The sequence below is a fragment of the Paenibacillus antibioticophila genome (assembly GCF_000455265.1).
Lineage (GTDB): Bacteria > Bacillota > Bacilli > Paenibacillales > Paenibacillaceae > Fontibacillus > Fontibacillus antibioticophila.
This window is the reverse complement of sequence record NZ_HG005139.1, coordinates 2,695,527-2,722,469: the sequence shown is the minus strand read 5'-3', so window position 1 is coordinate 2,722,469 and position 26,943 is coordinate 2,695,527. Positions and strand designations below refer to the sequence as shown.

The 26,943-nt window shown below is 50.3% G+C and carries 24 protein-coding genes; 22 read left to right on the top strand and 2 right to left on the bottom strand.

The genetic code is table 11. From position 1 onward, the window contains the following. Nucleotides 1-94 precede the first annotated feature (94 nt). The 5 genes from TX85_RS12545 to TX85_RS12525 all read left to right on the top strand — a co-directional run bounded on the left by TX85_RS12545 (nucleotide 95) and on the right by TX85_RS12525 (nucleotide 8,254). Complete coding sequence (locus TX85_RS12545) at nucleotides 95-1,891, top strand: sensor histidine kinase (protein ID WP_044479435.1); 1,797 nt, start codon at nucleotides 95-97, stop codon at nucleotides 1,889-1,891. A 92-nt stretch (nucleotides 1,892-1,983) separates the two neighbouring features. Further along, on the top strand, nucleotides 1,984-2,964 hold the full coding sequence (locus TX85_RS12540) for an ABC transporter permease (protein WP_044479434.1): 981 nt from the start codon (nucleotides 1,984-1,986) through the stop codon (nucleotides 2,962-2,964). Nucleotides 2,965-2,977: 13 nt separating this feature from the next. Then, on the top strand, nucleotides 2,978-3,880 hold the full coding sequence (locus tag TX85_RS12535) for a carbohydrate ABC transporter permease (RefSeq protein ID WP_044479433.1): 903 nt from the start codon (nucleotides 2,978-2,980) through the stop codon (nucleotides 3,878-3,880). A gap of 190 nt (nucleotides 3,881-4,070) precedes the next feature. Then, nucleotides 4,071-5,807, top strand: coding sequence for an ABC transporter substrate-binding protein (locus TX85_RS12530; protein WP_044479432.1), 1,737 nt, complete (start codon nucleotides 4,071-4,073; stop codon nucleotides 5,805-5,807). A gap of 80 nt (nucleotides 5,808-5,887) precedes the next feature. Further along, nucleotides 5,888-8,254, top strand: a complete 2,367-nt coding sequence (locus TX85_RS12525; protein WP_044479431.1) for a glycoside hydrolase family 95 protein — start codon at nucleotides 5,888-5,890, stop codon at nucleotides 8,252-8,254. Nucleotides 8,255-8,464: 210 nt separating this feature from the next. Here the strand turns inward: TX85_RS12525 and TX85_RS12520 are convergent, their stop codons facing one another. Continuing rightward, nucleotides 8,465-9,301: an AraC family transcriptional regulator gene (locus TX85_RS12520; protein WP_044479430.1), complete on the bottom strand. Its 837-nt coding sequence runs from the start codon at nucleotides 9,299-9,301 to the stop codon at nucleotides 8,465-8,467. Between the two features lie 127 nt (nucleotides 9,302-9,428). On the opposite strand from TX85_RS12520, the gene TX85_RS12515 reads away from it, so the two are divergent. Beyond that, complete coding sequence (locus tag TX85_RS12515; protein ID WP_044479429.1) at nucleotides 9,429-11,459, top strand: beta-galactosidase; 2,031 nt, start codon at nucleotides 9,429-9,431, stop codon at nucleotides 11,457-11,459. A 568-nt stretch (nucleotides 11,460-12,027) separates the two neighbouring features. On the opposite strand, the gene TX85_RS12510 is transcribed toward TX85_RS12515, so the two are convergent. Continuing rightward, the gene (locus TX85_RS12510) at nucleotides 12,028-13,101 is read right to left on the bottom strand and encodes a M42 family metallopeptidase (RefSeq protein ID WP_044479428.1); all 1,074 of its coding nucleotides are present in this window, start codon (nucleotides 13,099-13,101) and stop codon (nucleotides 12,028-12,030) included. Between the two features lie 418 nt (nucleotides 13,102-13,519). On the opposite strand from TX85_RS12510, the gene spoVAC reads away from it, so the two are divergent. From spoVAC to TX85_RS12430, 16 genes are all read left to right on the top strand, one after another. After that, nucleotides 13,520-13,990, top strand: coding sequence for a stage V sporulation protein AC (gene spoVAC / locus TX85_RS12505; protein WP_044480038.1), 471 nt, complete (start codon nucleotides 13,520-13,522; stop codon nucleotides 13,988-13,990). Next, nucleotides 13,990-15,006: a stage V sporulation protein AD gene (gene spoVAD, locus TX85_RS12500; protein WP_044479427.1), complete on the top strand. Its 1,017-nt coding sequence runs from the start codon at nucleotides 13,990-13,992 to the stop codon at nucleotides 15,004-15,006. The genes spoVAC and spoVAD overlap by 1 nt, the downstream gene beginning before the upstream one ends. Before the next feature lie 2 nt (nucleotides 15,007-15,008). Further along, nucleotides 15,009-15,359 carry a stage V sporulation protein AE gene (gene spoVAE, locus TX85_RS12495; protein ID WP_044479426.1) on the top strand — a complete coding sequence of 117 codons (351 nt, stop codon included), beginning with the start codon at nucleotides 15,009-15,011 and terminating at the stop codon, nucleotides 15,357-15,359. 174 nt (nucleotides 15,360-15,533) lie between these two features. Beyond that, complete coding sequence (locus TX85_RS12490; RefSeq protein WP_044479425.1) at nucleotides 15,534-16,490, top strand: AAA family ATPase; 957 nt, start codon at nucleotides 15,534-15,536, stop codon at nucleotides 16,488-16,490. 183 nt (nucleotides 16,491-16,673) lie between these two features. Continuing rightward, nucleotides 16,674-17,744: a DUF58 domain-containing protein gene (locus TX85_RS12485; RefSeq protein ID WP_316244885.1), complete on the top strand. Its 1,071-nt coding sequence runs from the start codon at nucleotides 16,674-16,676 to the stop codon at nucleotides 17,742-17,744. Then, nucleotides 17,741-19,990 (top strand): DUF4129 domain-containing transglutaminase family protein, encoded by a 2,250-nt coding sequence (locus TX85_RS12480; RefSeq protein ID WP_044479423.1) that lies wholly within the window; start codon nucleotides 17,741-17,743, stop codon nucleotides 19,988-19,990. The genes TX85_RS12485 and TX85_RS12480 overlap by 4 nt, the downstream gene beginning before the upstream one ends. A gap of 67 nt (nucleotides 19,991-20,057) precedes the next feature. Next, nucleotides 20,058-20,585, top strand: a complete 528-nt coding sequence (locus tag TX85_RS12475; protein ID WP_044479422.1) for a YqeG family HAD IIIA-type phosphatase — start codon at nucleotides 20,058-20,060, stop codon at nucleotides 20,583-20,585. Continuing rightward, entirely contained in the window at nucleotides 20,582-21,709 is a 1,128-nt protein-coding gene (yqeH, locus tag TX85_RS12470; RefSeq protein ID WP_044479421.1) for a ribosome biogenesis GTPase YqeH, read from the top strand. The genes TX85_RS12475 and yqeH overlap by 4 nt, the downstream gene beginning before the upstream one ends. A 40-nt stretch (nucleotides 21,710-21,749) precedes the next feature. Then, the gene (gene aroE, locus TX85_RS12465; protein ID WP_044479420.1) at nucleotides 21,750-22,592 is read left to right on the top strand and encodes a shikimate dehydrogenase; all 843 of its coding nucleotides are present in this window, start codon (nucleotides 21,750-21,752) and stop codon (nucleotides 22,590-22,592) included. Nucleotides 22,593-22,617: 25 nt separating this feature from the next. Continuing rightward, the gene (gene yhbY / locus TX85_RS12460; RefSeq protein ID WP_044479419.1) at nucleotides 22,618-22,908 is read left to right on the top strand and encodes a ribosome assembly RNA-binding protein YhbY; all 291 of its coding nucleotides are present in this window, start codon (nucleotides 22,618-22,620) and stop codon (nucleotides 22,906-22,908) included. A gap of 74 nt (nucleotides 22,909-22,982) precedes the next feature. Beyond that, a complete protein-coding gene (locus TX85_RS12455; protein WP_044479418.1) occupies nucleotides 22,983-23,576 on the top strand; it encodes a nicotinate-nucleotide adenylyltransferase in 594 nt (197 codons plus the stop codon). Next, nucleotides 23,560-24,144, top strand: coding sequence for a bis(5'-nucleosyl)-tetraphosphatase (symmetrical) YqeK (gene yqeK, locus TX85_RS12450; protein WP_044479416.1), 585 nt, complete (start codon nucleotides 23,560-23,562; stop codon nucleotides 24,142-24,144). The genes TX85_RS12455 and yqeK overlap by 17 nt, the downstream gene beginning before the upstream one ends. Nucleotides 24,145-24,168: 24 nt before the next feature. Beyond that, nucleotides 24,169-24,516, top strand: coding sequence for a ribosome silencing factor (gene rsfS / locus TX85_RS12445; RefSeq protein WP_044479415.1), 348 nt, complete (start codon nucleotides 24,169-24,171; stop codon nucleotides 24,514-24,516). Further along, nucleotides 24,513-25,421 carry a CvfB family protein gene (locus tag TX85_RS12440; protein ID WP_044479414.1) on the top strand — a complete coding sequence of 303 codons (909 nt, stop codon included), beginning with the start codon at nucleotides 24,513-24,515 and terminating at the stop codon, nucleotides 25,419-25,421. Before rsfS ends, TX85_RS12440 begins: the two co-directional genes overlap by 4 nt. Nucleotides 25,422-25,462: 41 nt before the next feature. Then, nucleotides 25,463-26,236, top strand: a complete 774-nt coding sequence (locus TX85_RS12435) for a class I SAM-dependent DNA methyltransferase (protein WP_044480037.1) — start codon at nucleotides 25,463-25,465, stop codon at nucleotides 26,234-26,236. A gap of 20 nt (nucleotides 26,237-26,256) precedes the next feature. Further along, the gene (locus TX85_RS12430; RefSeq protein ID WP_081671708.1) at nucleotides 26,257-26,907 is read left to right on the top strand and encodes an SGNH/GDSL hydrolase family protein; all 651 of its coding nucleotides are present in this window, start codon (nucleotides 26,257-26,259) and stop codon (nucleotides 26,905-26,907) included. Nucleotides 26,908-26,943: the final 36 nt, after the last annotated feature.

The window sequence follows — 26,943 nt, the reverse complement described above, 5'->3', positions numbered from 1 at the left end:
AATATCCCCTTTCAAAATGAAGGGGATATTCGGCCTTTTTGCGATATAAAAATGAGACCGGTTTCAAGACGGGAAGCCAAAAGGAGAATATGCCATGCTAAGAAAGGCCGCGTCACTTATCAATAATCTTAAGCTAAAACACAAACTGATCGTTACCTATCTTGTGGTTGTCATGATTCCTGTGATGATTGTGGGCGGGAGTGTAGTTGGGTATTTCCGGGAGCAGGCGATGAGCAGGGCAATCGAACAGGCGACCAACAACGTAGAGAAGATCAAAACCAGACTTGGCAATATGCTGCGGATTCCGATGGACGTTTCCGACTCACTGATACTGGATAAGGAACTGGAGCGGCTGGCAACGACGCGTTATGACAGCGTGCTTGAGTTGACGAAGGAATATATTAACTACAATGGCTTCAGACAATATGGGGGGCTCAGTCAATATAAAAGAGTTCACCGAGAAATTGCAGGGGTGCGTTTGTACTATGAGAATCCAACCTTGATCAACAACATGGAGCTGATTCCTGTAGATGAACCGATCTCGGAAAGGGAATGGTATCAGGAAGCTATGCGCAACAAAAGTGTAAGGTGGCTTTATTTTAATGACCCGGAAGAGTTCCCCCTCAATACATTGAGCTTGGTTCGCCAGCTTCCTTTTCCCGACCGGATGACAAGCGGCGTCATTGTCGTATCGCTTGACCAGAAGGAGCTTGACAGCATGTTGCTGCAGGAACCCTTCGAGACATTGATTGCTGATGAAAGAGGATATGTTGTCGCTGCGAAAAATCCAGGCTATGTCGGTCAAACTCTGGAAAATCTAGATTATGGTATGGATCTGAAAGAACAGGAAAAAGGAACGTACAAGCTTCAGGTCAAGGGTGAGCCCTCTTATATTATCGTGGATGAACTACTAACGGAGCTCAGTATGAGCGGGTTGAAAATCATATCTGTATTTAACACGGAATCTATTGTAGAGGATGCGAACAAGGTCAGTTACATCGGGCTGCTTATTATCTTGCTGGTTCTGCTGATCGCCCTGCTTTTTGTGTATATCGTATCCCTGCTTACGACAAATCGACTGTTGCGGCTTAGCCGGCATTTCAATCGTCTTGCGCTAGGGGATCTGCATGTTACGTCCGTGATTGACGGCAATGATGAAATCGGACAATTGTCGCGGCAGTTCAATTATATGGTGGAAAGCATCCGCTTGCTGATGGATCAGGTGGTGGAGAAGAACGAGCAATTTACCGCATTGGAGCTGGCTCAGCGTGAGATCAAGCTAAAGATGATGGCGAGCCAGATTAATCCGCATTTTCTATTTAATGCGCTTGAATCGATTCGGATGAATGCCCATATGAAAGGGGAAAAGGAGATTGCGAATGTTGTGCGTCTGCTTGGACGCCTTATGCGCAAAAACTTGGAGATTGGCCGGGAAAAGGCCCCGCTGAAGGAAGAACTGGAGATGGTTCGCTCCTATCTGGATATTCAGAAATTTCGTTATGAGGATCGCCTCCAATATGAAATTGAAGTGGATGACTCGGTCATGGATTTTCGGGTTCCTCCGTTAATTATTCAACCTCTCGTGGAGAATGCAGTCGTTCATGGAGTTGAAGACAAGGTGGACGGTGTAAAGGTAACGGTCAGCATTCGGAGGCTGGAAGAAATGCTCGAAGTCAGCATCAAGGACAACGGAATGGGAATGACGCCTGAACGTCTTGAAGAAGTAAAGGAGTCAATCATGGCCTCGGAGGAATCGGAGAAAAACCACATCGGATTGCGGAACGTCTATCAGCGGTTGGTGCTTACTTACGGAGAGGAACATGGGCTGAATATTGAAAGCAGATATGGAGAAGGCACGCTAATTATTTTCACGCTACCATTGAATCTCTAATTTTTACATGGTTTTTGCATCAATCTATCGGGTATTTGAAAACGCTTTTTTTATCTAAGATTAAACTATAAAAAGAAGGGGGGATTGGACACATGGAAACGCTGTCAGCCAAGAACGAATCTAATTTCTTAAGCGTAACCCCTTCTCCGCCAAAAAAGCGGAAGAAAGGTTTCTGGCAGATTCTCGTCCAACAAAAGTATCTTTACCTCATGTCCTTGCCATTTGTAATCTGGTGTTTTGTATTTAACTATTTACCGATTTGGGGCTGGACGATGGCCTTCCAAAATTACAAACCGTCCAGGTCATTTGGCGAACAAGAATGGGTCGGATTCAAGCAATTTATAGACCTGTTCCAGGATGAACGGTTCTATCTTGTATTAAGAAATACCCTGGCGATGAGTCTTATGGGACTGGTCTTCGGATTTGTAGTACCGATCTTCTTCGCTGTATTTCTGAACGAGCTGAAGGGGACGATCTTTAAAAGAACGGTACAAACCGTATCCTATCTCCCTCACTTCGTGTCCTGGGTTGTCGTAGGCGGGATCATCACCAAGATGCTGTCGGTCGACGGCGGGATTGTGAATGAGCTGCTGCTCACAATTGGCGTAATCAATGAACCGATACAGTTCATGGCCCAGGGGAAATGGTTCTGGGGGATTGTAACCGGCGCTGATATATGGAAGGAAACCGGCTGGAATGCCATCATTTATCTGGCGGCGATCACCGGGATCGACAAGGAATTGTATGAAGCGGCCCGCGTGGACGGTGCCGGACGGCTGCGTCAAATCTGGAATATTACACTTCCGGGCATTCGGACAACGATCTCGGTATTGCTGATTATGTCGATCGGGCATTTGATCGGGATCGGCTTCGAGAAGCAGTTCCAGCTTCAAAATTCGCTCGTGTTGGATTATTCCGAGGTATTGGATCTTTATGCCTTGAACTATGGGATAAAAATAAGCCGGTTCTCCTATGGTACGGCTATCAGTATGTTCACCTCTGTCGTAAGCGTTATCTTGCTGCTCACGGCAAACGGCATCATGAAGAAAACGACCAAGGAAAGCATCATGTAAAGGAGGGGACAAAATGGCGGCTTCAAAAGCATTTAACGCTACAAGATCAGAAAAAGTGTTTGATCTCATTAACGTAATTTTAATGACTGTTATCCTAATCGTCACTTTGTATCCGTTCCTGAACGTGCTTGCGATTTCTTTGAACGATTCGACGGATACCGTACGGGGCGGAATTTATCTGTGGCCTCGCGAGTTCACTCTGGAGAACTATAGGACGATCTTTAATTATACCGGCCTGATCCAGGGCTTCAAAATATCCGTGCTAAGAACAATTGTCGGTACAATATTCGGGCTGATCAGCTCCTCGATGCTGGCTTATACACTCAGCCGTCCCGACTTCCGTTCCCGTAAGTTCGTATCGACCTTTCTGGCTCTCACGATGTATTTCTCGGGCGGTCTGGTTCCAGGCTACATGCTGATGCGCAATCTGGATCTGATTGGCACCTTCTGGATCTATGTATTACCGGGTATCGTAAGTGCGTTTAACGTATTCATTATCCGGTCCTTTATCGATGGGTTGCCTTACGCTTTGCAGGAATCAGCGAAGCTGGACGGTGCAAATGATTTCACGATTTACTATAGGGTCATCCTGCCGCTCTGCAAACCGGTATTGGCAACGATCGCGCTATTCCTGGCGGTAGGACAATGGAACTCCTGGTTTGACACCTATCTGTATAACGGAAACAAACCTCATCTGACGACATTGCAGTACGAATTGATGAAAGTGCTCGCCAGCACCAACCAGGGTTCGGGGATGGTTAACGCCAATGATATGGCGAACCTGATGGCTCAGGTATCACCTGAATCGATCAAGATGGCGATTACAATTGTTGTCACGTTACCGATCCTTCTGGTGTACCCGTTCCTTCAAAGATACTTTGTATCGGGTATGACCTTGGGTGCAGTTAAGGCCTAAGTCCTTGCTTTCCTTACTCCGCAGAGCGTCAAGCAAGCTCTGCGGAACCGGAAGGAGATCAGTGCACCCTTTTTTTAAATCTGCTATGTAAGCCCTTACTTGACAAGGCGTGCAGATAAACCACGGTATAAACAGGCCATGCCTGATATACGATATGCATCAAAAATAATGAATCAGGGGGAAAGTAGACATGAAGTGGAAAACTCCAAAAACCTTTGCAGCTCTCTTGCTGGCCACTACGTTGCTTATCGGCGGTTGCGGCAACTCCGGCAACAACGCTTCAAGCAACACAGGCAGCACAGGCAACACTGGCAATAATGCGGAAAATTCGCAAAACGCGGCGGAAGATACCAGCCCGATTACCTTCACCTTCTTCGGTGCGGACGCGAGTCCGAACTGGAACAATATGCAGGATGAAGTAGGTAAAGTCATCACTGAAAAAACCGGCGTTACGATTCAAGCTGAATACGATGTAGGCAGCGGCGGCGGCGAACAAAAAATCGCGCTTATGACGGCTAGCGGCGATGTGCCTGACTTTATTTTCGCCAAGGGCAGCTTGTCGAAGCTTGTGGACGCCGGACTCATTATGGATATGACTGATTTGATTGAAAAACATGCCCCTAACATCAAGAAGATATTGGGCGATAATATGAATCGCATGAAATACAGTAATGAGGACCCTTCGATTTATCAAATTACTACGAATATGGGCGTTGATCAGCAATCCTTTGATGCAACCGGCGGTTTTGAAATTCAGCAGCGCGTCCTGAAGGAATTCGGCTACCCTGAAATCCGCACAGTGAAGGATTTTGAGGATATTCTCAGAAAGTATAAGGAAAAATATCCTGAGACCGATGGACAACCTACGATTCCTCTTACATTGAATGCCGATGACTGGAAGATCATGATCACTGTAACAAACCCAGCCTTCCTGACAACTGGTGCTCCGGATGATGGCGAATACTATGTAAACCCTGAGACCTATGAAGCGCAATTGCACTACAAGCGTCCTGAGGAAAAAGAATACTTCCGCTGGTTGAACCATATGTACAATGAAGGACTGCTTGACAAGGAAACCTTCGTACAAAAAGACGACCAATACAAAGCGAAAATTGCCAGCGGCCGCGTGCTTGGCTTGATCAGTCAGGAATGGGAATACCAGGATGGTGAGAACGCTCTGAAGGCAGCAGGCAAGGATGAGTACACTTACGCTCACTTCCCGGTTACGCTGAATGAAGATTATGTAGACCATTCCTTCCAGTCTGCTGGTCTCGATGGCTCCGGTATCGCGATTACGACGGCTTGTAAAGATCCGGTGCGCCTGATCAAATTCCTGGATTGGCTCGCATCTGATGAAGGTCAAGTGCTGATGAACTGGGGTATTGAAGGCAAGCACTACAATGTTGAGAATGGCGTTCGCGTAGTTCCGCAAGAAATTCAGGATAGAAAAGTGAACGATGCCAACAACTTTAATAAAGAATCCGGTATCAGCTTGTACCGAGCATTTACGGTGTATTATGGCGACGGTGTGAAGGATCCATCAGGCAATTACTACACGACGAACTTCCCTGAACAAATCGTTGCGGGGTATACTGAAGCTGAAAAAGAAACCTTGGCTGCTTACGGCGCCACGACCTGGAAGGATCTGTTCCCGCAAGAAAGCGATTTTGAGCCGAAGGAATGGGGCGCTCTGTACAACATGCCGGTTCCAACCGATGGCGATTATCAAGTAATCTACCAAAAGACACAAGACATTATCCGCAAACGGATTCCGGAAGCCGTATTGGCTAAGCCAGACCAATTCGACAAGGTCTTTGACGACTTCCTTGCCGAGCTGGATAAAGCCGGCGCTAAAGAAATGGAAGCGGAATATACAGCGCTTGTGAAGAAGAGAGTATCGCTCTTCACAGGTAAGGATGTACAATAAATCTAATAGTTCAAATACAAAGGAAAAGGCCCGGGTTCAACGGGTCTTTTCCTTAAGTTATAGGAGTGGAGGAGTACACCGTGAGCGAAAACCACCGGAAACAAGGAAATTGGAGACTGTGGTACAAGCAGCCTGCCGCCCGTTGGGAAGAAGCATTGCCGATCGGCAATGGCCGAATTGGAGCGATGGTCTATGGGGGACTTCAAGAGGAGATTATAGCCTTAAATGAAGATACCTTATGGTCGGGAGTTCCAAGAGATACGCAAAACTATGATGCTCTACGTCATTTAAAGAGTGCCCGGGAATTGATATTTTCCGGGAAATACAAAGAGGCTGAGGAGTTAATTAATCTGCGTATGCTTGGGCGGCGTACGGAATCCTATCAGCCGCTAGGGAACTTGCGGATACAGCAGTTCGGCATGGAGACGGTCGGGGAGTATAGCCGTGAGCTGGATTTGCAGACGGGTCTGGCATCTGTTCAATATTCCGGCGGGGGACAGCGCTTCGAGCGCGAGGGATTCATCAGCGCGGTGGATCAGGTCATGGTGTTGAGATACACCTCCATAGAAGGCTCGTTAAGCCTGCGTATTACCATGGATTCCCTGCTGCAGCATCAGATTGAAGCGGGCAGCCAGGAGACATTGGTCATGAAAGGGAAGGCCCCCAGCCATATCGCCGACAATTACAGGGGCGACCATCCGCAATCCATTCTCTATGAGGATGGAAGAGGGCTATCCTTTCAGGCCCATATAAGGGTTCTGGCAGAGGGTGGAAGTGTAGCACAGGAAGGGAATGAGATTCGCGTATCTGAAGCCGGCTCGGTTCTGATTCTGTTTACAGCGGCTACCGATTTCGCCGGATTTGATGTTGTGCCGGGAGGCATTTCGGAAGAACAGCTCCGCCAGAGATGTCTCGATTGGCTGGATGCTGCTGTCGTCAAAGGCTATGAGGAATTGTTGAACAGGCATCTGGATGATCATCGAGCCCTCTTTTCCCGCGTATATTTGGATCTCGGATCATCGGCTATATCGGAGCTGCCCACAGATGAACGATTGGTTCGCTATCGGGAGGGAGAAGAAGACCCGGCACTCGAGGCCCTGTATTTTCAATATGGACGCTATTTATTGATGGCCAGCTCAAGGCCGGGCACTCAGCCTGCCAACCTTCAAGGCATCTGGAATCCTCACATGCAACCGCCATGGAACAGTAATTACACAACAAATATCAATGTAGAAATGAATTACTGGCCGGCCGAAGTAGGCAACTTGCCCGAATGCCATGAGCCGCTATTTGATATGATCAAGGATCTGAGCATTTCAGGAGCAAGAACGGCCAAGGTCCATTATGGGGCAAGGGGCTGGACCGCACATCATAATGTGGATCTGTGGAGAACCTCGACACCGAGTGACGGAGATGCCAGCTGGGCGTTCTGGCCGATGAGCGGAGTATGGCTGTGCGGACATCTGTGGGAGCGATATGCTTATTCAAAGGATCTTGATTTTTTGCGGGATGAAGCTTATCCGCTGATGAAGGGGGCGGCGGAGTTCTGTCTGGACTGGCTGATCGAGGATCCTGCCGGGCGGCTCGTTACGGCGCCTTCCACATCACCCGAGAACAAGTTCCTGACCGCTCAAGGAGAAGCATGCAGTGTTAACGCCGGTTCCACGATGGATTTATCGCTGATCCGGGAACTGCTTGAGCACTGTATCCAAGCGGCTAACCTACTGGACATGGATAGCGAGTGGGCTCAATCAGTCCGCAGGGTGCTGGAGAAGCTTGCCAAGCCTGAGGTCGCTCCGGACGGACGGCTTAGAGAATGGCTGGAGGACTTCCCTGAAGCAGAGCCGGGGCATCGGCATGTATCCCATTTATATGGCCTTTATCCGGGAAATGCGATTACGCCTGAGCATACGCCGGAACTTGCGGAAGCGGCCCGCAAATCGCTGGAGCAGCGCATTGCAAGCGGTGGTGGACATACCGGCTGGAGCTGTGCGTGGTTGATCAATCTGTATGCCCGGCTCGCGGACAGTGAGCAGGCGTACAAATTTGTGCACACCTTGCTCGCCAGATCCACCTATCCGAATCTGTTTGATGATCACCCGCCGTTCCAAATTGACGGTAATTTCGGTGGAGTATCCGGCATCGCCGAGATGCTGATGCAGAGCCATCTGGATGACATTCATCTTCTCCCGGCTTTGCCTGCAGCCTGGCCCAATGGTTGTGTGGAGGGAATTCGGGCAAGGGGAGGATATACCGTCGATATCGCGTGGGAGGAAGGGAAATTAACCCTCGCTCGAGTAACGTCTTCCCGCAGCGGGTGGTGTCATATCCGGTATGCGGGCAAGAAGCTGAGAATAGCCGTTGCTGGCAAAGGCACGCTGGAATGGCAGGATGACCGTTTCAAAATGGAGCCAGGATGCTGTGTGAATGTAACCCTAGATGATTAAGTGCATTAACAATATCTTATAGAGGTTGTTCAAAAAGTCATCTTTTGATCACGAAGTAGTACAAGAGGTTGATTCGACATCGAATCTTGCGTTCACCCTAGAAGTCCGGTACTCATGTAGGGTTCGCCTACACTCCGTTCCTCCTTCTTCAGGTTCTCGCAACCTTCTCGGTGCTGAAAAGCCGACTTTTTGAACACGCACTTATAGTATTTAAATGTGCAGCTTGCGAAATTGCTGGGGGGTCATACCGGTATGCCTGCGAAAGGTCGCTACGAAGTGACTGGCATCCCGAAATCCGCTCTTACCGGCAATCTGGATAACCGTTAGGTCGGGTTGTCCGGCAAGCTGCTCCTTTGCTTTGTGTATCCTGTGTTGGATTAGATAAGCATAGGGAGAGATCGCGAATATGGACTGAAATAATTGATTCAGATGACGTCCGGAAGTATTCAGCACTTCCGCCAGTGTATCCAGACCTATATCAGGATTATCATAATTTTCGTTGATCCAGGTCAGTAGAGGCTGCAGCTTTTCAATCCCCCGGGTAACAGGAATTCGGCTTGCTTGACCATACTTGCTCAGCAATCCCAGAAAGCGGTAAGCGGCTGAAGAGACCTCCAGCCCGAAGGGATCGTTGCCTAGTTGAAGCTGCTCTACAATAGACGCCAGAATATCAGACAGGATGGAGTCGCTTTCCCAATCAAAACGTGCAGGCTCGTGAATAGCATAGGCGGACAAGATGGCTCCGGCCGCTTCTCCGCCAAAAGTAAGGTAATACGTCCCCCACTTATTTCGGTCAATCGCTTCATAGGCATGGGGCATCCCTGGAGGAAGCAGTATGCCGCTATTCGTCTTCAGTATAATCGACTCGCCGCCATACGTGATTCTGCCCTCTCCGTCATCGGTTTGAAGCCAGTGGTAGCAAGGATAACCTTCCGGCCTGTTCACCTTCTCCTGATCCGGATTACAGCCGATGCTCTCAACGATAAGGGGTAGATGCGGATTGGCAGAGGAGGGGAAGACAAAGCGGCGGTAAGCTGGAATTGACATATATTATACCTCCTGAAAGATGCTCCATATTATTATATAGCTATTCAAATTTATTATATATAAAGCGATATCTAACTGATTTACAATGGGATTATAATTATATCACATAATAAAGGATGTGCTTGGATTGATCAATCAAAAGCTGCCTAAAATCTGGTATGGCGGAGACTATAATCCAGAGCAATGGGACCGCGAAATCTGGAAAGAGGATGAGCGGATGTTCAAGCTCGCCGGGATTGATGTTGCGACGGTGAATGTCTTCTCCTGGGCGTTAACTCAACCCGATGAAGATACATTTGACTTTTCTGTTCTGGATGAAACGATGGACCGATTGTATAAGGAAGGCGTATATATTTGTCTTGCAACCAGTACAGGCGCTCATCCTGCCTGGATGGCGAGAAAATATCCGGACGTACTGCGTGTGGATGTTCAAGGCCGGAAGCGCAAGTTTGGAGGACGGCATAATTCCTGTCCCAATTCTCCTTCCTACAGAAAATTCTCTGTTCAGATCGCTGCCAAGCTTGCCGAGCGGTATAAAGATCATCCGGGTCTCCTGATCTGGCATGTGTCCAATGAGTATGGCGGCTACTGCTATTGTGAGAACTGTGCAGCAGGCTTCCGCACCTGGCTCAAGGAACGTTATGGTACTCTAGATGCGCTGAATAAGGCTTGGAATACCCGCTTCTGGGGGCACACTTTCTATGATTGGGACGAGATCGTCGTTCCTAATGAACTGAGTGAGGAATGGGGAGGCAATCGTACGAATTTCCAAGGAATTTCGCTGGATTACCGCCGGTTCATGTCCTACAGTCTGTTGGAATGCTACAAGCTGGAACAGGCTGAATTGAAGAAGCATACACCGGATATTCCGGTGACGACGAATCTGATGGGCTTCTATCCGGAGCTGGACTACTTCGAGTGGGCCAAGCATATGGATATCGTATCCTGGGATAACTATCCGTCCTTGAATACGCCGGTCAGCTTCACGGCAATGACGCATGACCTGATGCGCGGATTGAAGAGCGGAGATCCGTTCATGCTGATGGAACAGACGCCAAGCCAGCAGAACTGGCAGCCTTATAATTCCTTGAAGCGGCCTGGCGTGATGAGGTTGTGGAGCTATCAGGCGGTGGCGCGCGGCGCAGATACAGTGATGTTCTTCCAGCTTCGTCGCTCTATCGGAGCCTGCGAGAAATATCACGGTGCTGTGATTGAGCATGTCGGCCACGAGCATACCCGGGTATTCCGCGAATGTGCGGAGCTGGGACAAGAATTGCAGTCTCTCGGCGATAAGCTCCTGGATGCGCGGACTCAGGCTCGAGTGGCCATTGTATATGATTGGGAGAATCGCTGGGCTCTTGAATTATCAAGCGGTCCGACCATTGCGTTGAACTATGTGAATGAAGTGCATAAGTATTATGATGCTTTATTCAAGATGAACGTAGAGGCGGACATGGTCTCGGTTGAAGAGGATTTAAGCAAATACGATATTGTGATTGCGCCGGTGCTGTATATGGTGAAGCCAGGCTTTGCAAATCGTGCGGAGCAATTTGTATCGGCTGGCGGCACCTTTGTCACAACCTTCTTCAGCGGCATAGTGAATGAGAATGATCTGGTGACGACAGGAGGATATCCGGGAGAGCTCCGCTCTTTACTTGGTATCTGGGCGGAGGAAATTGATGCGTTATTCCCGGATCAGAAGAATGAAATCGTCATGAAGCAGGACTGGAACGGCCTGTCAGGCACCTATGAGTGCGGTGTGCTCTGCGATCTCATCCATTCAGAAGGAGCAGAGGTACTGGCGGAATATGGCCAGGATTTCTATCAAGGTATGCCGGTATTAACCCGCAACCATTTTGGATCGGGTAAAGCCTATTATGTAGCTAGCAGCCCGGATGAAGCGTTTATGGAGAGCTTCCTCGCAAATCTGTGTGAAGAAAAGGGGATTAAGGGGCTGCTGCCGGAACGGGCGCCGGAAGGTGTAGAGACGGCCCGTCGTGTAAAGGATGGCAAAGAATATTTATTCCTGCTGAATCACAGTGCTGAAGCAGCAGAGGTAAATATCGGGGACAGTCCGCGGCAGGACCTGCTTGCGCATTCCTCCGTATCGGGTTCAGTTACCGTTCCTGGACGAGGTGTTGTCATTCTGGAGAGCTAATCTCTTAGGATGCAGGTACAAGGAGAAGTGAGGCTTTAATAACAAAATAGAGCGATATTCATATAGAAACCAAGGAGCTAAGCGGCCTACTCTCGCTTGAATCCTTGGTTTCTTGCGTCCACTACGGCTTTCAAGATCAAATGAGGAGCGAGGGAAATTCACCCGACCTCCAACCTTACAAAAACCTTGACTAGTATTGTCCCGAAAGGTCGTCAAATCAAATGCCCAGTGTTGCCGGATTTTTATACGAAAAATCGCACAATATCACTCCCGCACCGCCCGAATCCAGGATTTTGAACGAAATATCGTATAAAATCGCCCGTGGAACGAGGGGACGAGGGTAATTTGTACGAAATATCGTTCAAACTCTTCCAGTCGATGGCATCAAGGAGCAGGTATATACGAAAATTCGTACAAAAGAGTGAACTTAATTCAATTAAAGAAATCCCCGAACAACAGCGATCATAGCGATTCTTCACACGTTGCCCCCTAACGCGCCTTCTTATGATAGCTGCTACAAAGCCTCCAGCAAGATCATGTCTTGCCGAAGGCCCCTATTTTGCACAGATTAGCTGTTCTCCAAAATGGTGTTGAGCGTGGTGCGGTCCAGCCCCTTAATGAGCTTGATCATCAGTTCCTTGGCAGCCTCATAGTCATCGGTATGAATGATGGATGAGGAAGTATGAATGTAGCGGGAACAAATACCGATAATCGCGGAAGGCACCCCGATACCGCTCAAATGGACCTGTCCGGCATCCGTACCGCCTTGGGAGACAAAGTATTGATATTTAATCTTGTGGGTATCCGCCGTATCACGAATATACTCCACCATTCCGCGATGGGTCAGCATCGTCGGATCATAAATCCGTAGCAATGCCCCTTGTCCCAACTGACCGAAGGCGGATTTATCACCTGTTGTATCGTTCGCAGGACTTGCATCCATACCGAGGAAAATATCGGGCTGAATCAGGTTGGCAGATGTCCGCGCTCCCCGCAGTCCCAGCTCTTCCTGAACAGTTGCGCCGCAATATAAAGTGTTCGGAAGCTGTTCCTTATGGAGGGCTTCCATTACTTCCAGAGCTAGGCCGACGCCATAGCGGTTATCCCAGGCTTTAGCCATAATTTTCTTAGGGTTAATCATAGGAGTGAATTCGCAGATCGGCACGATCTGTTGACCTGGAGTAATCCCTGCCTCCTCGGCTTCCTGGCGGCTGTCAGCTCCAACATCCAGATACATGGTCTTGAGATCTACAGGCTTGCTGCGCTGGGCTTCATCCAGCAAATGTGTCGGTGTGGAGCCTACTATACCGATAATGCGTCCTTTAGGCGTAATGATCTGCAGACGCTGGGCCAGAACAGCCTGGCTCCACCAGCCGCCGATCGGCTGAAATTTCACCATGCCATTGTCAGTAATACTAGTTGTGATAAAGCCTACCTCATCAAAATGTCCGGCAACCATAACACGCGGCCCCTGATCATCACCGCGAAGCACTCCGAACAGGCTTCCAAGCCGGTCTTGGACAAATTCGCTCGTATAAGCGGACATCCGTTCCTTAAACCAGCTGCGCAATTCCCGTTCAAAGCCGGGTGCGGCAGGAAACTCCGTTAATTGCTTAAAAAGTTCTCTTGTTTGGGTATTCATCATCGTTCTCTCCTTCCATGCTACTCAGTATGTACCGCCCTAATTAGATTGTCTACGATGCGTGGGCACCAATAGGACGCACTCTACATATAATACATCAATTCACCACGCATTACACCGTTTCAGGGAGGCGCTCAAGCCATGCTCGAAAGGCATTCCAAGGATTGGCTTCTAATTATCATACTATTTATCTTATTGGTCATTATTTTGCAGCTGCTGTGATTCAAGCGATTTTCATCAACCGAAAACCGGCGTGCTCCACTCGGGGACGCCGGTTTTTTTGCTGGAATCAAGTGGTAAACATTTCCGAAACATAACAAAGCCATTAGGAGCGAATAATGTATATACAGCTCAGGAAAGAATTGAGGCCCGAAAAGGAGGAGCGCCTGTGCCAGCAAAATCAAAACCCGGCGCCAGAATGAAGCTGAGTTCTACGTCGCTGACAGAACAAGAATATAAGCAGATCGCGAAAAAACATAAGCCGAAGCCCAAAGTGCTCGCCAATTGTCTGAAAGCATTTCTCGTTGGCGGTACGATTTGCCTGATTGGCCAGTGCATCCAGCAACTGTTTATGACTTTTGCCGGAATGTCGTCGAAGGAGGCAAGCAGCCCCACTGTCGCGGTGCTGATCATTATATCCGTTATCCTCACCTGTTTCGGAATTTACGATAAAATCGCCCAATGGGCTGGAGCGGGCTCGGCAGTTCCGGTAACCGGTTTTGCGAATTCCATGTGCTCCTCGGCACTGGAAGCCAAAGCAGAAGGGCTTGTTCTGGGCGTGGGGGCAAGCATGTTCAAGCTGGCCGGCTCGGTCATTGTGTTCGGGGTTGTCGCCGCTTTCATCATTGGCGTGATTCATGTGATCTTCGGACTTGGGGGGAATCATTGATGCTGATCGGCGCCCAGACCTGGGAGTTCAAATCCAAGCCAGTCATTCTCGGCGCGGCGACCGTCGTCGGCCCGGAAGAGGGGCAAGGTCCCCTTACTTCTGATTTTGACTTCGTATACGACAATCTTGAAATTGACGAGAAAACCTGGGAGAAGGCGGAGCGCAAGCTGCTCGAGCATGCCTCGTCATTAGCCCTGGTACATGCCGGAATCTCCAAGGACCAACTGCAGCTGTTTGTCGGAGGTGATCTGATGAATCAGATTATCAGCGCGACCTTCGCGGCGCGGACCATCGGAGCGCCTTATCTTGGCGTATTCGGAGCCTGCTCCACTTCGATGGAAAGTCTGGCGGTAGCGGCGATGGTGGTGGATGCAGGCGGCGCACAGTATGCGCTGGCGGCGACAGCAAGCCATAACTGCACAGCGGAGAAGCAGTTCAGATATCCTACGGAGTATGGATCGCAGAAGCCGCCAACAGCCCAGTATACGATTACTGGCTCCGGAGCAGCGGTCGTGGCTTCATCTGGTTCAGGCCCGCGAATAACCCATGCAACGATCGGAAAAATCCAGGATCTTGGTGTCAAGGATCCCTTTAATATGGGAGAGGCCATGGCTCCGGCGGCAGCGGATACATTAGTCGCGCATTTCAAGGATACCGGCCGAACGCCGGAGGACTATGATCTCATTGTGACAGGCGATCTGGCTTCTGTCGGACATGCCATCGTCAGCGATCTGCTGAAGCAGGATGGAGTCACCATGGAAAAGACGGCCTTTAATGACTGCGGGTTGATGATCTATGACCGGGAGAAGCAGCCCTTTGTGTTTGCAGGAGGCAGCGGCTGCGGTTGCTCGGCGGTCGTAACCTACGGTCATATTTTAAAGAGGATGAAGCGGGGGGAATTAAATCGGGTACTGATCGCTGCGACCGGAGCCTTGATGTCTCCACTGTCATATCAGCAAGGGGAAAGTATCCCGTGCATTGCCCACGCAGTCTCTATTGAAAGGGGTGAAAACTAAATATGATCTATTTCTGGGCTTTTGTCGTTGGGGGATTAATATGTGTGGTGGGTCAGATCATGTTTGATATTTTCAAGTTAACGCCGGCTCATACAATGAGCACACTTGTCGTGATCGGCGCAGTCATGGATGCTCTGGGTTGGTATGACCCGCTTGTGAAGTTTGCCGGAGCCGGAGCCTCAGTGCCGATCACAAGCTTCGGCAACTCTCTTGTTCACGGTGCCTTGACCGAATTGCACCGCGACGGCTGGATTGGCGTCATAACGGGAATATTCGATGTGACGAGCGCAGGGATTTCGGCGGCTATTATTTTCTCCTTTCTGGCCGCTTTGGTTGTAAGGCCGAAGGGATGAGCATTATGAAGACGAAATGAGCAGCAGACTGTGTCTGGAGGCAGGAATTTTGCCCGAAGATGCGGTCTGTTTTTTTTTACTTCCATAGGAATCATCATGTACAATAGAACTAGTACACATCGGTACAATTCAGCATAGAGCGACAAGATGACTAAACGCCTGGAGGGATAGAGCATGCCAATCGACGAGCAGTCAATTTCAGCGCTGAACGCGGTCAAGAGCAATCTGGAATCATGCATATTAGGGAAAACCTTTGAGATTAATCTATTGCTTACCGCCCTTCTTGCCGGAGGACATGTCTTAATCGAGGATGTTCCCGGTACGGGAAAGACGCAATTAATCAAGGCTCTGGCCAAATCCATGGACGGAGAATACAGACGAATCCAGTGTAATCCGGATATATTACCAAGCGATATAACAGGTGTATCTGTGTTTCACCCGCATGAGGAACGCTTTGTTTTCCGTCCGGGGCCGGTCATGACCAATATTTTGCTTGCGGATGAGATCAACCGTGCCACAACCAAGACGCAATCGGCACTGCTTGAAGTAATGGAAGAGAGAAGCGTGACGGCGGATGGGGTGACCTATGACTTGCCGGTGCCCTTCATGCTATGTGCGACTCAGAATCCGATTGATTTTGAAGGTACATATTTGCTTCCTGAGGCGCAGCTGGATCGTTTCATGTTGAAGATCAGCATGGGATATCCGGACGCGGCTACCGAGAAAAGCATGCTTCGTTCGCATGCTGCCGGACAGCCGGTTGATCAGCTTCGCCCGGTGACGAATATGGTTGATATCGCGAGAATCCAACAAGAGATTACCCAGGTGCATATCAGCGATGCTCTGACTGACTATCTATTGGAAATCGTGAGAAGAACCCGGAGCCATGAGTCTGTCCTGCTGGGGGCCTCGCCGCGCGCATCGCTCGCTTTCATGAATGCTGCGAGAGCTTACGCATTCTTGCGGGGGCGTGATTATGCTTTGCCGGATGATATCAAGGTGCTTGCTCCTTATGTACTCGGACACCGCATATTGCTTCGGCCGGAAGCCCGGCTGGACAGCCGGAATGCCGGACAGATCGTGCAGCAGATTCTGTTGCAGATTCAGGTTCCGGTTAGCGCGGGAATATAAGCTATGCGTACCGTAATGGGAGCTGTCAAAGCGGAATTGTCTTCCTTTAATTTTTGGAAAATGGCCTCTCTTTGGATCATTTGCTTGCTGTATGTATTGTTCCAGGGGGGCAAAACATCTTTGATGCTGCTGGCCATGACCCTCGTCTTATCGTGCTACTGGATTATAGGAGGCTGGGGAGGCATGCGCAGAATTCGAGGGACAAGAAGCTTGTCTGTAGACGGAGAACGCTCTGTTTTGCTGAAGGCCGGTGACGCGGTTCAGATACGCCTCGAAATTCAGACACCGCGGTTCCTTCCGCTTCCCTATATTGTGCTTAAGGAGCATTTGCACAGGCATAATGGGGATGCGTGGGTGTTTCAGGAGAGTATCATTCCAAGAATGCAGAGAAACAGCACGTTGGCCTATCAGACCCCTCCACTGGAGCGAGGCAGATACAGCTTTGAGGATACGGAATGCTATTCCGAAGACATCTTCGGATGGATGAAGCATAAGAGCAGCTTTATGGCTGGAGGCGAATTCCGGATTCTTCCGCGCACCATCTTCATTCCTCATTGGCAATTGCAGAGCCGGAACTCTCGGCTTGCCGGGACAGAAACGGCGGTATCTATGTCGCGGAGAGAGACGACCCAGATTAACGGGGTGCGGGACTATGTGTACGGTGACCGGATTTCAAGGATTCATTGGAACGCAACCGCCAAGACAGGCACCTGGAAATCCAAGGAGTTCGAGCATGAGTCGCTCCCGAAGACATTCCTTGTGCTGGACGGGCATTCCATCGGCTATATGAAGCCTGAACAATTTGAACTCGCGGTATCTACCGCCGCCTCGCTCCTTGAATTTGGCGCAAGACAGCGGATTAATATGGGATTGTGCACACTGGGCAAAGACTTTAGAGGCTTTTCGCCTTCCGAGGGGCACCTGGAGCGCCTTGAGATGCTGCATCATTTGGTGGATATTCATGCCGACGGATACGGCTCGCATATCCCGAAGCTGGAGAAGGCAAGGATGCTGCAATCACCAGGAGCCTTTTTTATTCTGATCAGTCCGCTAAGCGACGAGAACTTATTCTCCATTCTGCGTTGGGCCAAAAGTCATCACATGACGCCATATCACATTCATATTGCTGCCAGCACGACGGGTTCTACTCGTAAAAGCCTAGTTAAGAGCATGCTGCATGAGCGGGGGATTCGGGGGATTTCCGTATCCTCGCTGTCCGAACTGCCTGCGGCGCTTGGAGGTGGTGTTCAATGAAGCTTTCTGAGCGCACCTATTCCTGGTATCATATTCTATCCGTTATTTGCATCTGGATTATTGCTTTTCAGTGGATTGATTTTACGGTTCCGCTATGGTTTCAGGCAACAACGACACTTGTTACGGTTACTTTGCTGATCGTGGGAGCAGTGGAGCTCCTTCCGCTTCAAGCGGGCTGGCGCTGGACGATGAAGCTAATTGTTGTAATGGCCTCCTGGAGAGTGGTCCTGGTGGGGTATGGAGTATACACTCCGAGCGGGCCGCTCTACCCTGACCAGTTGCGTGATATGTCATTATCGTTCCAGCCCTATATATGGTTTTCGCTTGCTGCCTGGTTTCTTTTTGAGCTTATCCTGATGGCGGTGAAGGGGAAAGCTCGGATTATGCTGTTTTTAGCAGGCCATCTTATTGTATTTGCTGCTCTGGATTCTTTCACACCTTACCATTTATGGATGAACGTAGCATGGATCGTATTTGCAGGCTTAAGCTGGCTGGCCGGCTGTCATTTCCGAGAGTATCAATTGAAATTTCCTCAAGGCTGGGGCGTATTGAAAAGTCATCCATTACAAATTGCCGGCAATATCATTGTCGTATTTGCCTGTGTTCTGTTAATCGGAACCAATATGCCTACGGTATCGCCGCTGTTAACAGACCCGTATACGGCCTGGGTGAACCGAAATAGCGGCAGCGGCGGAGGCGAAGGGACAGTAGAGACGGCTACATCGTCCATTTCGACCCTTGCTCCCAACTTTGAACAAGCTGTGGTTGTGTCCGGTTATAGCAGAGATGATCAGGAGCTTGGCGGCGGCTTTGAATTCAGCTATAGTCCGGTGATGTCCGTCGACTCTTCCGTAAGATCCTATTGGCAGGGAGAGACTCGCCGGTTATACACAGGCACAGGCTGGCTGGATTACTTAAGCGAAGGCAGAAATAATAGGGGCGGAGGCGGAAGTGAAGAGTTTCTGCTGAATGACCCTGCGCCGAAGACCGAGACCATGCAGGTTGTACAGACAATTACGATGCAGAACGAGCAGATTTATCCGATTTTGTTCGGCGGGTATGCGATCGCGAAGGTAGAGTATCTGGATGAGGAGTCTTCCGCGTCCTTTAGCTCAAGTGCTACTTGGTATCCGGAGGAGGCGGAGCTGCGCTGGGATCCATCTCATGTGGCTGTACTGTCCAGCAGTGCTGAGCCAACACGTCTCTATCCAAGAAGATACGCCATCACTGCCAATATTCCGCTGATTCCGCTGGAAGAGGTGCGTGAAGCCGCATATCAGGAGCTGTACCCCGAAGGTTCACGGGATGAACAGTATCTGCAGGTGCCTTCGGACTTTCCGGAGCGGGTTCGCCTATTGGCAGAACAGATTACCTCGGAGGGGGATACCCCTTACAAGAAGATGGAGCTTCTGCAGGCTTATTTGCGGCAAAATTTCGAATATACAAACAAGCCTGATATATCCCGTAAACAAAGCGACGATTTTGTGGATAGCTTTTTGTTTGAAATCCAGCAGGGATATTGTGATTACTTCTCCACATCTATGGTCATGATGGCACGAACACTCGGCATTCCGGCGCGCTGGGTAAAGGGGTACGCACCGGGCAGCCAGCCGAGCCCGGAGACACTGGATAGATTCCCGGAGCGGGGGATGGCCTATCAGGTCAACAACGCCGATGCTCATTCCTGGGTGGAGCTGCACTTTGGCGATTATGGCTGGATTCCTTTTGAGCCTACGCCTGGATTCAACGCCCCGGTATTGTACAAGCAGGACGACAGTGTAGTAGCATTTGCAGATATAGAACAGCCTGACATGTCGGATCATAAAGCGGCAAGCGGCGGCTTTATGGATCGTGTCTCACCCCAAGTGCTTCGGATCATCTCGATGATTTCAGCAGCGGTTATCCTGGTCTGGGCAGTGTACCGTTTCCGTTCCTCTCTGTATTTTGTTTTCATGCGGATGCGAATCGGCCACAAGCTATCGGCAGCTGAGAAAACCGTTCTGGAGACGATGCGGGTTGTTCGTGCCCTGAGGTGGAGAGGGTTTGAACGAAGCGAGGAAGAGACCCTAAGAGAGACCTTTGCCCATTGGAGTGCTGCCAATCCTAATTTGTCTTCGATTCTGGACGACTTGCTGCAGGAATTCGAGCTGGCAAGCTACAGCCGGGATGCATATGGGGAAGAGCGCTGGCGGCATGTAAGAGATTTGAGCAAAGAATTATTCCGCAATACAGGCAAAAGAAGATAAATATAAGGAAGTTCAGGGTAGAATATGGTATAGTTTGTCGTATGTAAAAAACTGAGGTGAACAAAATTTGTTTGAGATTTTTATGCCTAAGCTGCGGGTGAATCATGTGTTCGATATTGATCTTGAAGGTCTATATGAACAGGGTTACCGCGGAATTATAACGGATCTTGACAATACGCTGGTGGGGGCGAAGGCTCCGCTTGCCACGCCAGAGCTGGTGGATTGGTTCGAGAAGGTCAAGAAAATCGGATTTAAACTTGTGATCGTATCCAATAATAATCTGGACAGGGTATCCAAATTTGCTACCCCTTTAGATATTGAGTTCGTCCATAAAGCCAAAAAGCCGACCGGAGCTTCATTCCTTCGAGGAATGAAGCTGATGGGGCTTAGTCCGAAGGAGACGATCATGGTAGGGGACCAATTGATGACGGATGTATACGGCGGCAATCGCCAGGGGCTCTTTACAGTGCTTGTGCTGCCGATCTCGGTTCAGGATGAAGGATTCGGCACACGCATCAATCGGCGTCTGGAACGTATCGTGAAGTCCCGGCTGGGGAAGTCTGGATTATGGCTTGAGGAGGACAAACATAAATGACGGATCTGCAAAATAGAAGGGACGCAGCCCATTGCAGCGGCTGCGGCATCAAGCTGCAGACGGAAGCACAGGACAAGCCGGGCTATGTTCCGGCACAGGCTTTGGAACGTGAGCCCGTTATCTGTCAGCGGTGCTTCCGGATTAAGAACTATAATGAATCTTCATCTGTGACGGTGCAGCAGGATGAATTTCTTCGGCTGCTTGGGCAGATTGGAAGCAAGGATGCGCTTGTTATCCACATCGTGGATTTGTTTGATTTCCATGGAAGCGTTATTTCCGGCTTGCAGCGATTTATCGGCAACAACCCGGTATTGCTTGCCGTGAACAAGACCGACCTGCTGCCAAAGGTTACGAACTGGAACAAGATTAGGAACTGGGTGCAGAAGGAAGCCAAAGAGATGGGCTTGAAGGTGGTCGACGTTGTGCTGTGCAGTGCCAAGCAGAACAGCGGGTTTGACCGCCTGCTGGAGATGCTGTCGCTCTACCGGGGAGACCGTGATGTCTATGTAGTTGGTGCTACCAATGTAGGGAAGTCTACGCTGATCAACAGGCTGATCCGGGATTACAGCGATCTGGATCAGGAGCTTACCGTGTCGAGATATCCGGGAACCACGCTGGATATGGTTCATATCCCGCTGGATGACGGCAAGTCGATTATCGATACGCCTGGGATCGTGTATCCTTCCCGATATAGCGAGCTGGTTAGTCCGCAGGACCTGAGCGTGATCATGCCGGATAAGCCTCTTAAACCGGCGGTATACCAGTTAAATGAAGGACAGACCTTATTCTTGGGCGGGTTTGGCCGCTTTGATTTTATCCAGGGCGAGCGTCAGTCCTTCACCTTCTTCGCAAGCAGCCGTATTCCGCTGCATCGGACCAAGCTGGAACGGGCCGACGAGCTGTATGCGGAGCATGCCGGAGAGCTTCTGTCTCCGCCGAACCGAAGCAGTCTGGAGAAGCTGCCTGAGTGGACTAGACATGACTTCCGGATACCAAAGGGCCGGCACTCGGATCTGTTTATTTCCGGCCTGGGCTGGATCAAGGTGAATAATGATAGCGGAGCGGTATTGGCTGTTCATGTGCCGAAGGGAGTCAAGGTGCTGGAGCGTCCGTCGCTGATCTAGGAAAATAGGATTTTAGCAGGGAATAAGGGGGAGAGTAACCATGAATCTATTGCTTGGAGTGATGGGGGATCCTGTGATTCAGTCCAAATCGCCGGTTATGCATCAGGCTGCTCTTCATGCCGCAGGTCTCCCTGGAAATTATGTCCCGCTACATGTGAAGGCAGATCAATTGGAGAGGGCTATTCAGGGAATTCGGGCGCTCGGGTTTCATGGGGTAAATGTAACGGTGCCGCATAAGATCCGGGTGATGGATTATCTTGACGAGATTGATCCGGCAGCGGCTGCTATTGGCGCTGTCAATACAATAGTGCATGAAGACGGCAGACTAATCGGTTACAATACCGATGGAATCGGGTATCTGCGCTCGTTGAAGGAAGAGACGGGAGCCAAGCTGAACGGAGCAAACATCGTTGTGCTTGGAGCGGGCGGCGCTTCCCGCGCCATCATTTATGCGCTGCTGCAGGAGAAGCCTAAATGCCTCACCATCGCGAACCGGACGGAGGCGACGGCTCAGGGACTGGTATCAGAATGGGGACATCTAGGAAGCCTGTCAGCCTGTGCATATCATAATGTCCGCAGTGCCCTGGAAACAGCAGACATTATTATTAATACAACTACAGTAGGGATGTATCCGCATATCGAGGATATCCCTGTTGAACCGGATTGGCTGCCTTCCGGGATCATCGTCAGCGACTTGATTTACAATCCGCTGGAGACCGTATTGCTTACGGAGGCGAAGCGAAAGAACTGCCGGATTCACAACGGACTGGGCATGTTTATCTATCAAGGTGCTTATGCCTTTGAATTATGGACAAAAGCCAGTGCGCCGGTCGCCGAGATGCGAGCTGCAGTTGCCGGTGAATTAAATAAAGAATACCATTAAACAATATTAAGGGGTTATGAACTACATGCTTAGCGGAAAACAAAAACGGTATTTACGGAGCCTTGCTCATCATCTTCAACCGATCTTTCAGGTCGGCAAGGGAGGAACGAACGAGCAGATCATCCGCCACATTTCCGAAGCGCTGGAACGCCGGGAACTGATCAAAGTCTCAATTCTGAATAACAATCTTGATGATCCGAAGGGGATTGCGGAAGAATTGGCAGAAGGAGCGGAAGCAGAGCTGGTCCAGCTGATCGGCAGAACGATTGTATTGTATAAGGAGTCCCGGGATTATAAGCAGATCGAGCTCCCTTAACAGAAGTTCATTCAAAAAGTCAGCTGAAGAGCCGACTTTCTGAACTCGCTTAACAGGGAAGGGGAAGTTGAGATATGAAGAAAATCGGTATTATGGGCGGAGCCTTTGACCCGATCCATATCGGACACCTGTTGGCAGCCGAGGCAGCACGGGAGAAATATGGACTGGAGGAAGTCTGGTTCATGCCTTCGCATATTCCGCCGCACAAGCATCAGGCGGGCGGCAGCGGAGAGCAACGGCTGGAGATGGTTAAGGCTGCAACGCATAGTCATCCCGCTTTCAAGCCGCTTGATATTGAGCTGCGCCGGGGCGGGGTATCCTATACGGTAGATACCATCCGTGCGCTTCGCTCCGAGCATGCTGATCTGGAGCTCTATTTTATCATCGGCGCAGATATGGTGAATTACTTGCCCAAGTGGGAAGGGATTGAAGAATTGGTGGGCATGCTCCGGTTCATCGGCCTCCAGCGTCCCGGAAGCTTCCTGGAGCTGGATACACTTCCGCCGCTGATCCGGGATGCTGTAATGCTTGCGGATATGCCGTTGGTTGATATTTCCTCGAGTCTGATTCGGTCCCGAATCTCCCGCGGACTCTCCGTACGCTATATGGTGCCTGAGCCGGTATATGAATATATCATGGGGAGCAGATTGTATGAAGTACTCGCGTGAACAACTGATCACTATGGTTTCCGGCCAAATGCCGGAAAAACGCTGGAGACATGTCGAGGGTGTCATGACAACCTCCGTATCTCTTGCAAAGCGTTATGGGGCCGATCCGGAAAAGGCGGATTTGGCAGCCTTGCTGCATGACCTGGCCAAATTTTGGCCGATGGAGCGGCAGGAGGCAGTTATGCTCGAGCATGGGCTGCAGCCGGAATTGCTTCAGTATGACCGGCAATTGCTTCATGCGGAGATCGGTGCCTATGTCGCGGAGCAGGAATACGGAATTCGGGATGAAGAAGTTCTCAATGCTGTTCGCTACCATACGTCAGGCAGAGAGCAGATGACACTGCTGGATAAAATCGTCTGTCTGGCGGATTATATCGAGCCTGGCCGAAACTTCCCTGGCGTAGACCAGATCCGGGGGCTGGCTGAGCATAATCTGGAGAAGGCGTTGATTTGCGGCTTTGATTCCACGATTTCTTTTCTCTTACAGCAAGGGAAGATCATATTTCCGCTAACGGTAATCGCGCGAAATAGCCTGATCCGTGAGTTGAATGAACAGAAAGAACGATAATACTATTTTCAGGAGGTTGAATGAATGGCAGTAGCACCTAATGAATTGCTGCGTATTGCAGTCGCGGCTGCAGAAGACAAGAAAGCGATGAATCTCGTGACACTCGATCTGAAGGGGGTATCCCTGATTGCGGATTATTTCGTAATCTGCCACGGGAATTCAGACACACAAGTTAAGGCGATTGTAACGGAGATTCGTAAACAGGCGCAGGAGGCCGGTGCAACGATTCGCGGAATCGAAGGGCTGAATTCTGCCCGTTGGGTTCTGATGGATCTTGGAGACGTCGTAGTCCATGTATTCCATCGCGATGAGCGCGAGTATTACAATATTGAGCGTCTGTGGTCGGACGCTAAAGTCGTGGAGAACGTATGAGCCTGATTGCCGGTACGGTTCTTTCACTCCCTGTATCCAGAGAAGTATCTCCTTACGGTTACTTCCTCAGCGGAGGAACACAGGATGTGCTGCTGCATTATTCGGAGTTGACTCGCGAAGTAAAGCCCGGAGATACGGTAGAGGTATTTTTATTCTATGACACAGAGGACCGGCTTGCGGCAACGATGAAGAAGCCCTTCCTGACGCTGGGCGAGCTGGCCCTTCTGGAAGTGGCGGATGTTCATCCCCGTCTGGGCTGCTTCCTTGAGATGGGGCTCGGACGGCAGCTCTTGCTGCCGATCCGTGAACTGCCCGAGCTGAGGGAACTGCATCCCAAGGTAGGCGACCGGGTGTATGTCATCATGGAGCATGACAAGCAAGGACGGCTGCGGGCCAAATTGGCCGGAGAGCAGGAGCTGGCACCACTCTGTTTCCATGCACCCGAATCCTGGAAGGATGAATGGAAGGAAGCCATCGTGTATAAGCCGCTGCAAATGGGTACCTTTGTCATTGTGGACGGAGGCGTGCTCGGCTTTGGAGCAATTGGGATGGTTCATGCATCGGAACGCCCGAGACTGCTGCGGCTTGGTGAGCAAGTGAAGGTTCGAGTCGCATTTGTTCGCGAGGACGGACGGGTCAACCTGTCGATGGCCGCCCGCAAAGAAATTGGAATGGGAGAGGACGCCGAACGGATTCTCAGCTATCTGGAAAGCCGTCCCGGCGGAGGAATGCCTTATTCTGATGCTACAGCTCCGGACTTGATCAAGCAGCGGTTCGGAATCAGCAAGTCCGCCTTTAAACGGGCTTTAGGCAAGCTGATGAAGGAAGGCAAGGTTACGCAGAGCGAGAACTGGACCTATCTTGCAGGTGCCTTGAAGGATAAAGAGAATCACGAAGCAGAGTAAGCAGCCCACTGCGGCGTATGCTGGAAAGCGGTGAAGGAACGATGGTTGCATACCGAAAATTTGCTTATGTATACGATGAATTAATGGAGGACATGCCGTATCCGGAATGGATTGCCTTTGCCGAGCATGCGTGGTCAGAGACGAGCAGCCCCAGGACGGTGGTGGATCTGGGCTGCGGAACCGGCAGTATTGCCATTCCGCTCGCGGTCGCCGGTTATCAGGTAACTGGACTTGACCTGTCGGAGGATATGCTGGCTGTTGCCCGTCAAAAGCTGGAGCGTACTTCACAGGGAACAAGGCTGTTCCGTGAGGGAAGCTTGCAATTGACCCGGCAGGATATGACGTCATGGACCTTGCCAGAGCAGGTTGATGCGGTCATTTCCTTCTGCGATTGTATGAACTATCTGCTGGAGGAAGCGGATGTTATCCGTACTTTTCAAGCCACCTGGAATGCGCTCAAGCCTGGCGGAACGTTTATCTTTGACGTGCATCACCCGGACACGCTGCGCAGCTATGAGGAAGAACAGCCCTTTATTTGGGATGAGCCCTCCTTGGCTTACATATGGACCTGTGAACGGAATGATGAAAGGAATGAGATCGAGCATCACCTGACGATTTTTGCAAGAGAAGAAGAAGCGGGAGCCGGCCTCTACCGAAGATTTGAAGAGACGCATATCCAGCGTGCGTATGATCCCGAATGGATCAGGAAGATGCTGCTTCAATGCGGATTCAAAAGCGTATCCTGCCATGGCGACTTTAGCTGGAATGCGCCGATTGAGGATGCCGCAAGGCTGTTCTTTGTTGCTGTGAAATAAAACTGTTGAGGTGGATTGTGATGTCACAAAACCGGCTGATTTTGTTTCAAGGAGATTCGATTACCGATGGGAATCGGGATCGCGGGCAGGATTTGAATCATATTTTAGGACATGGGTACGCTTATATTATTGCAGGCATGCTTGGAGGAAAATATCCCGAGCGGAATTTGAGCTTTGTCAATCGCGGTGTCAGCGGGGATCGGGTATCCGATCTGTATGCGCGCTGGAATGAGGATGCCATCAGTCTGCAGCCCGAGGTCCTCAGCATTCTGATCGGAGTGAATGATGCCTGGAGAATCATGGCTGGCGAGCCAAGCGGCGCTACGGACAGATTCGAGCGTGCTTATATGCATTTGCTTGCGGAGACGGCTGAGGTGTTGCCGAGGACCCGTCTGATGCTATGCGAGCCGTTTATTCTTCCCGTTGGCGCTACGGCGGACAAGTGGGAGGAGTGGCAGGCACTCCTTGGCCGCTATCAACGCATTACACGTGAGCTTGCCGAGCAGTTTAATGCTGTGCATGTGCCGCTTCAGGATCGATTCAATGAGGCAGCCAAGCAGAAAGAGCCTGCTTATTGGTTGTGGGACGGGGTACACCCCACTGCGGCAGGGCATCATTTGATTGCCGAGCGTTGGATGTCGGTTGCTGATCAGCATGGACTTTTGAAATAATGTCGGACACTTTGTTAATCCTGTATTTTTCCCAGA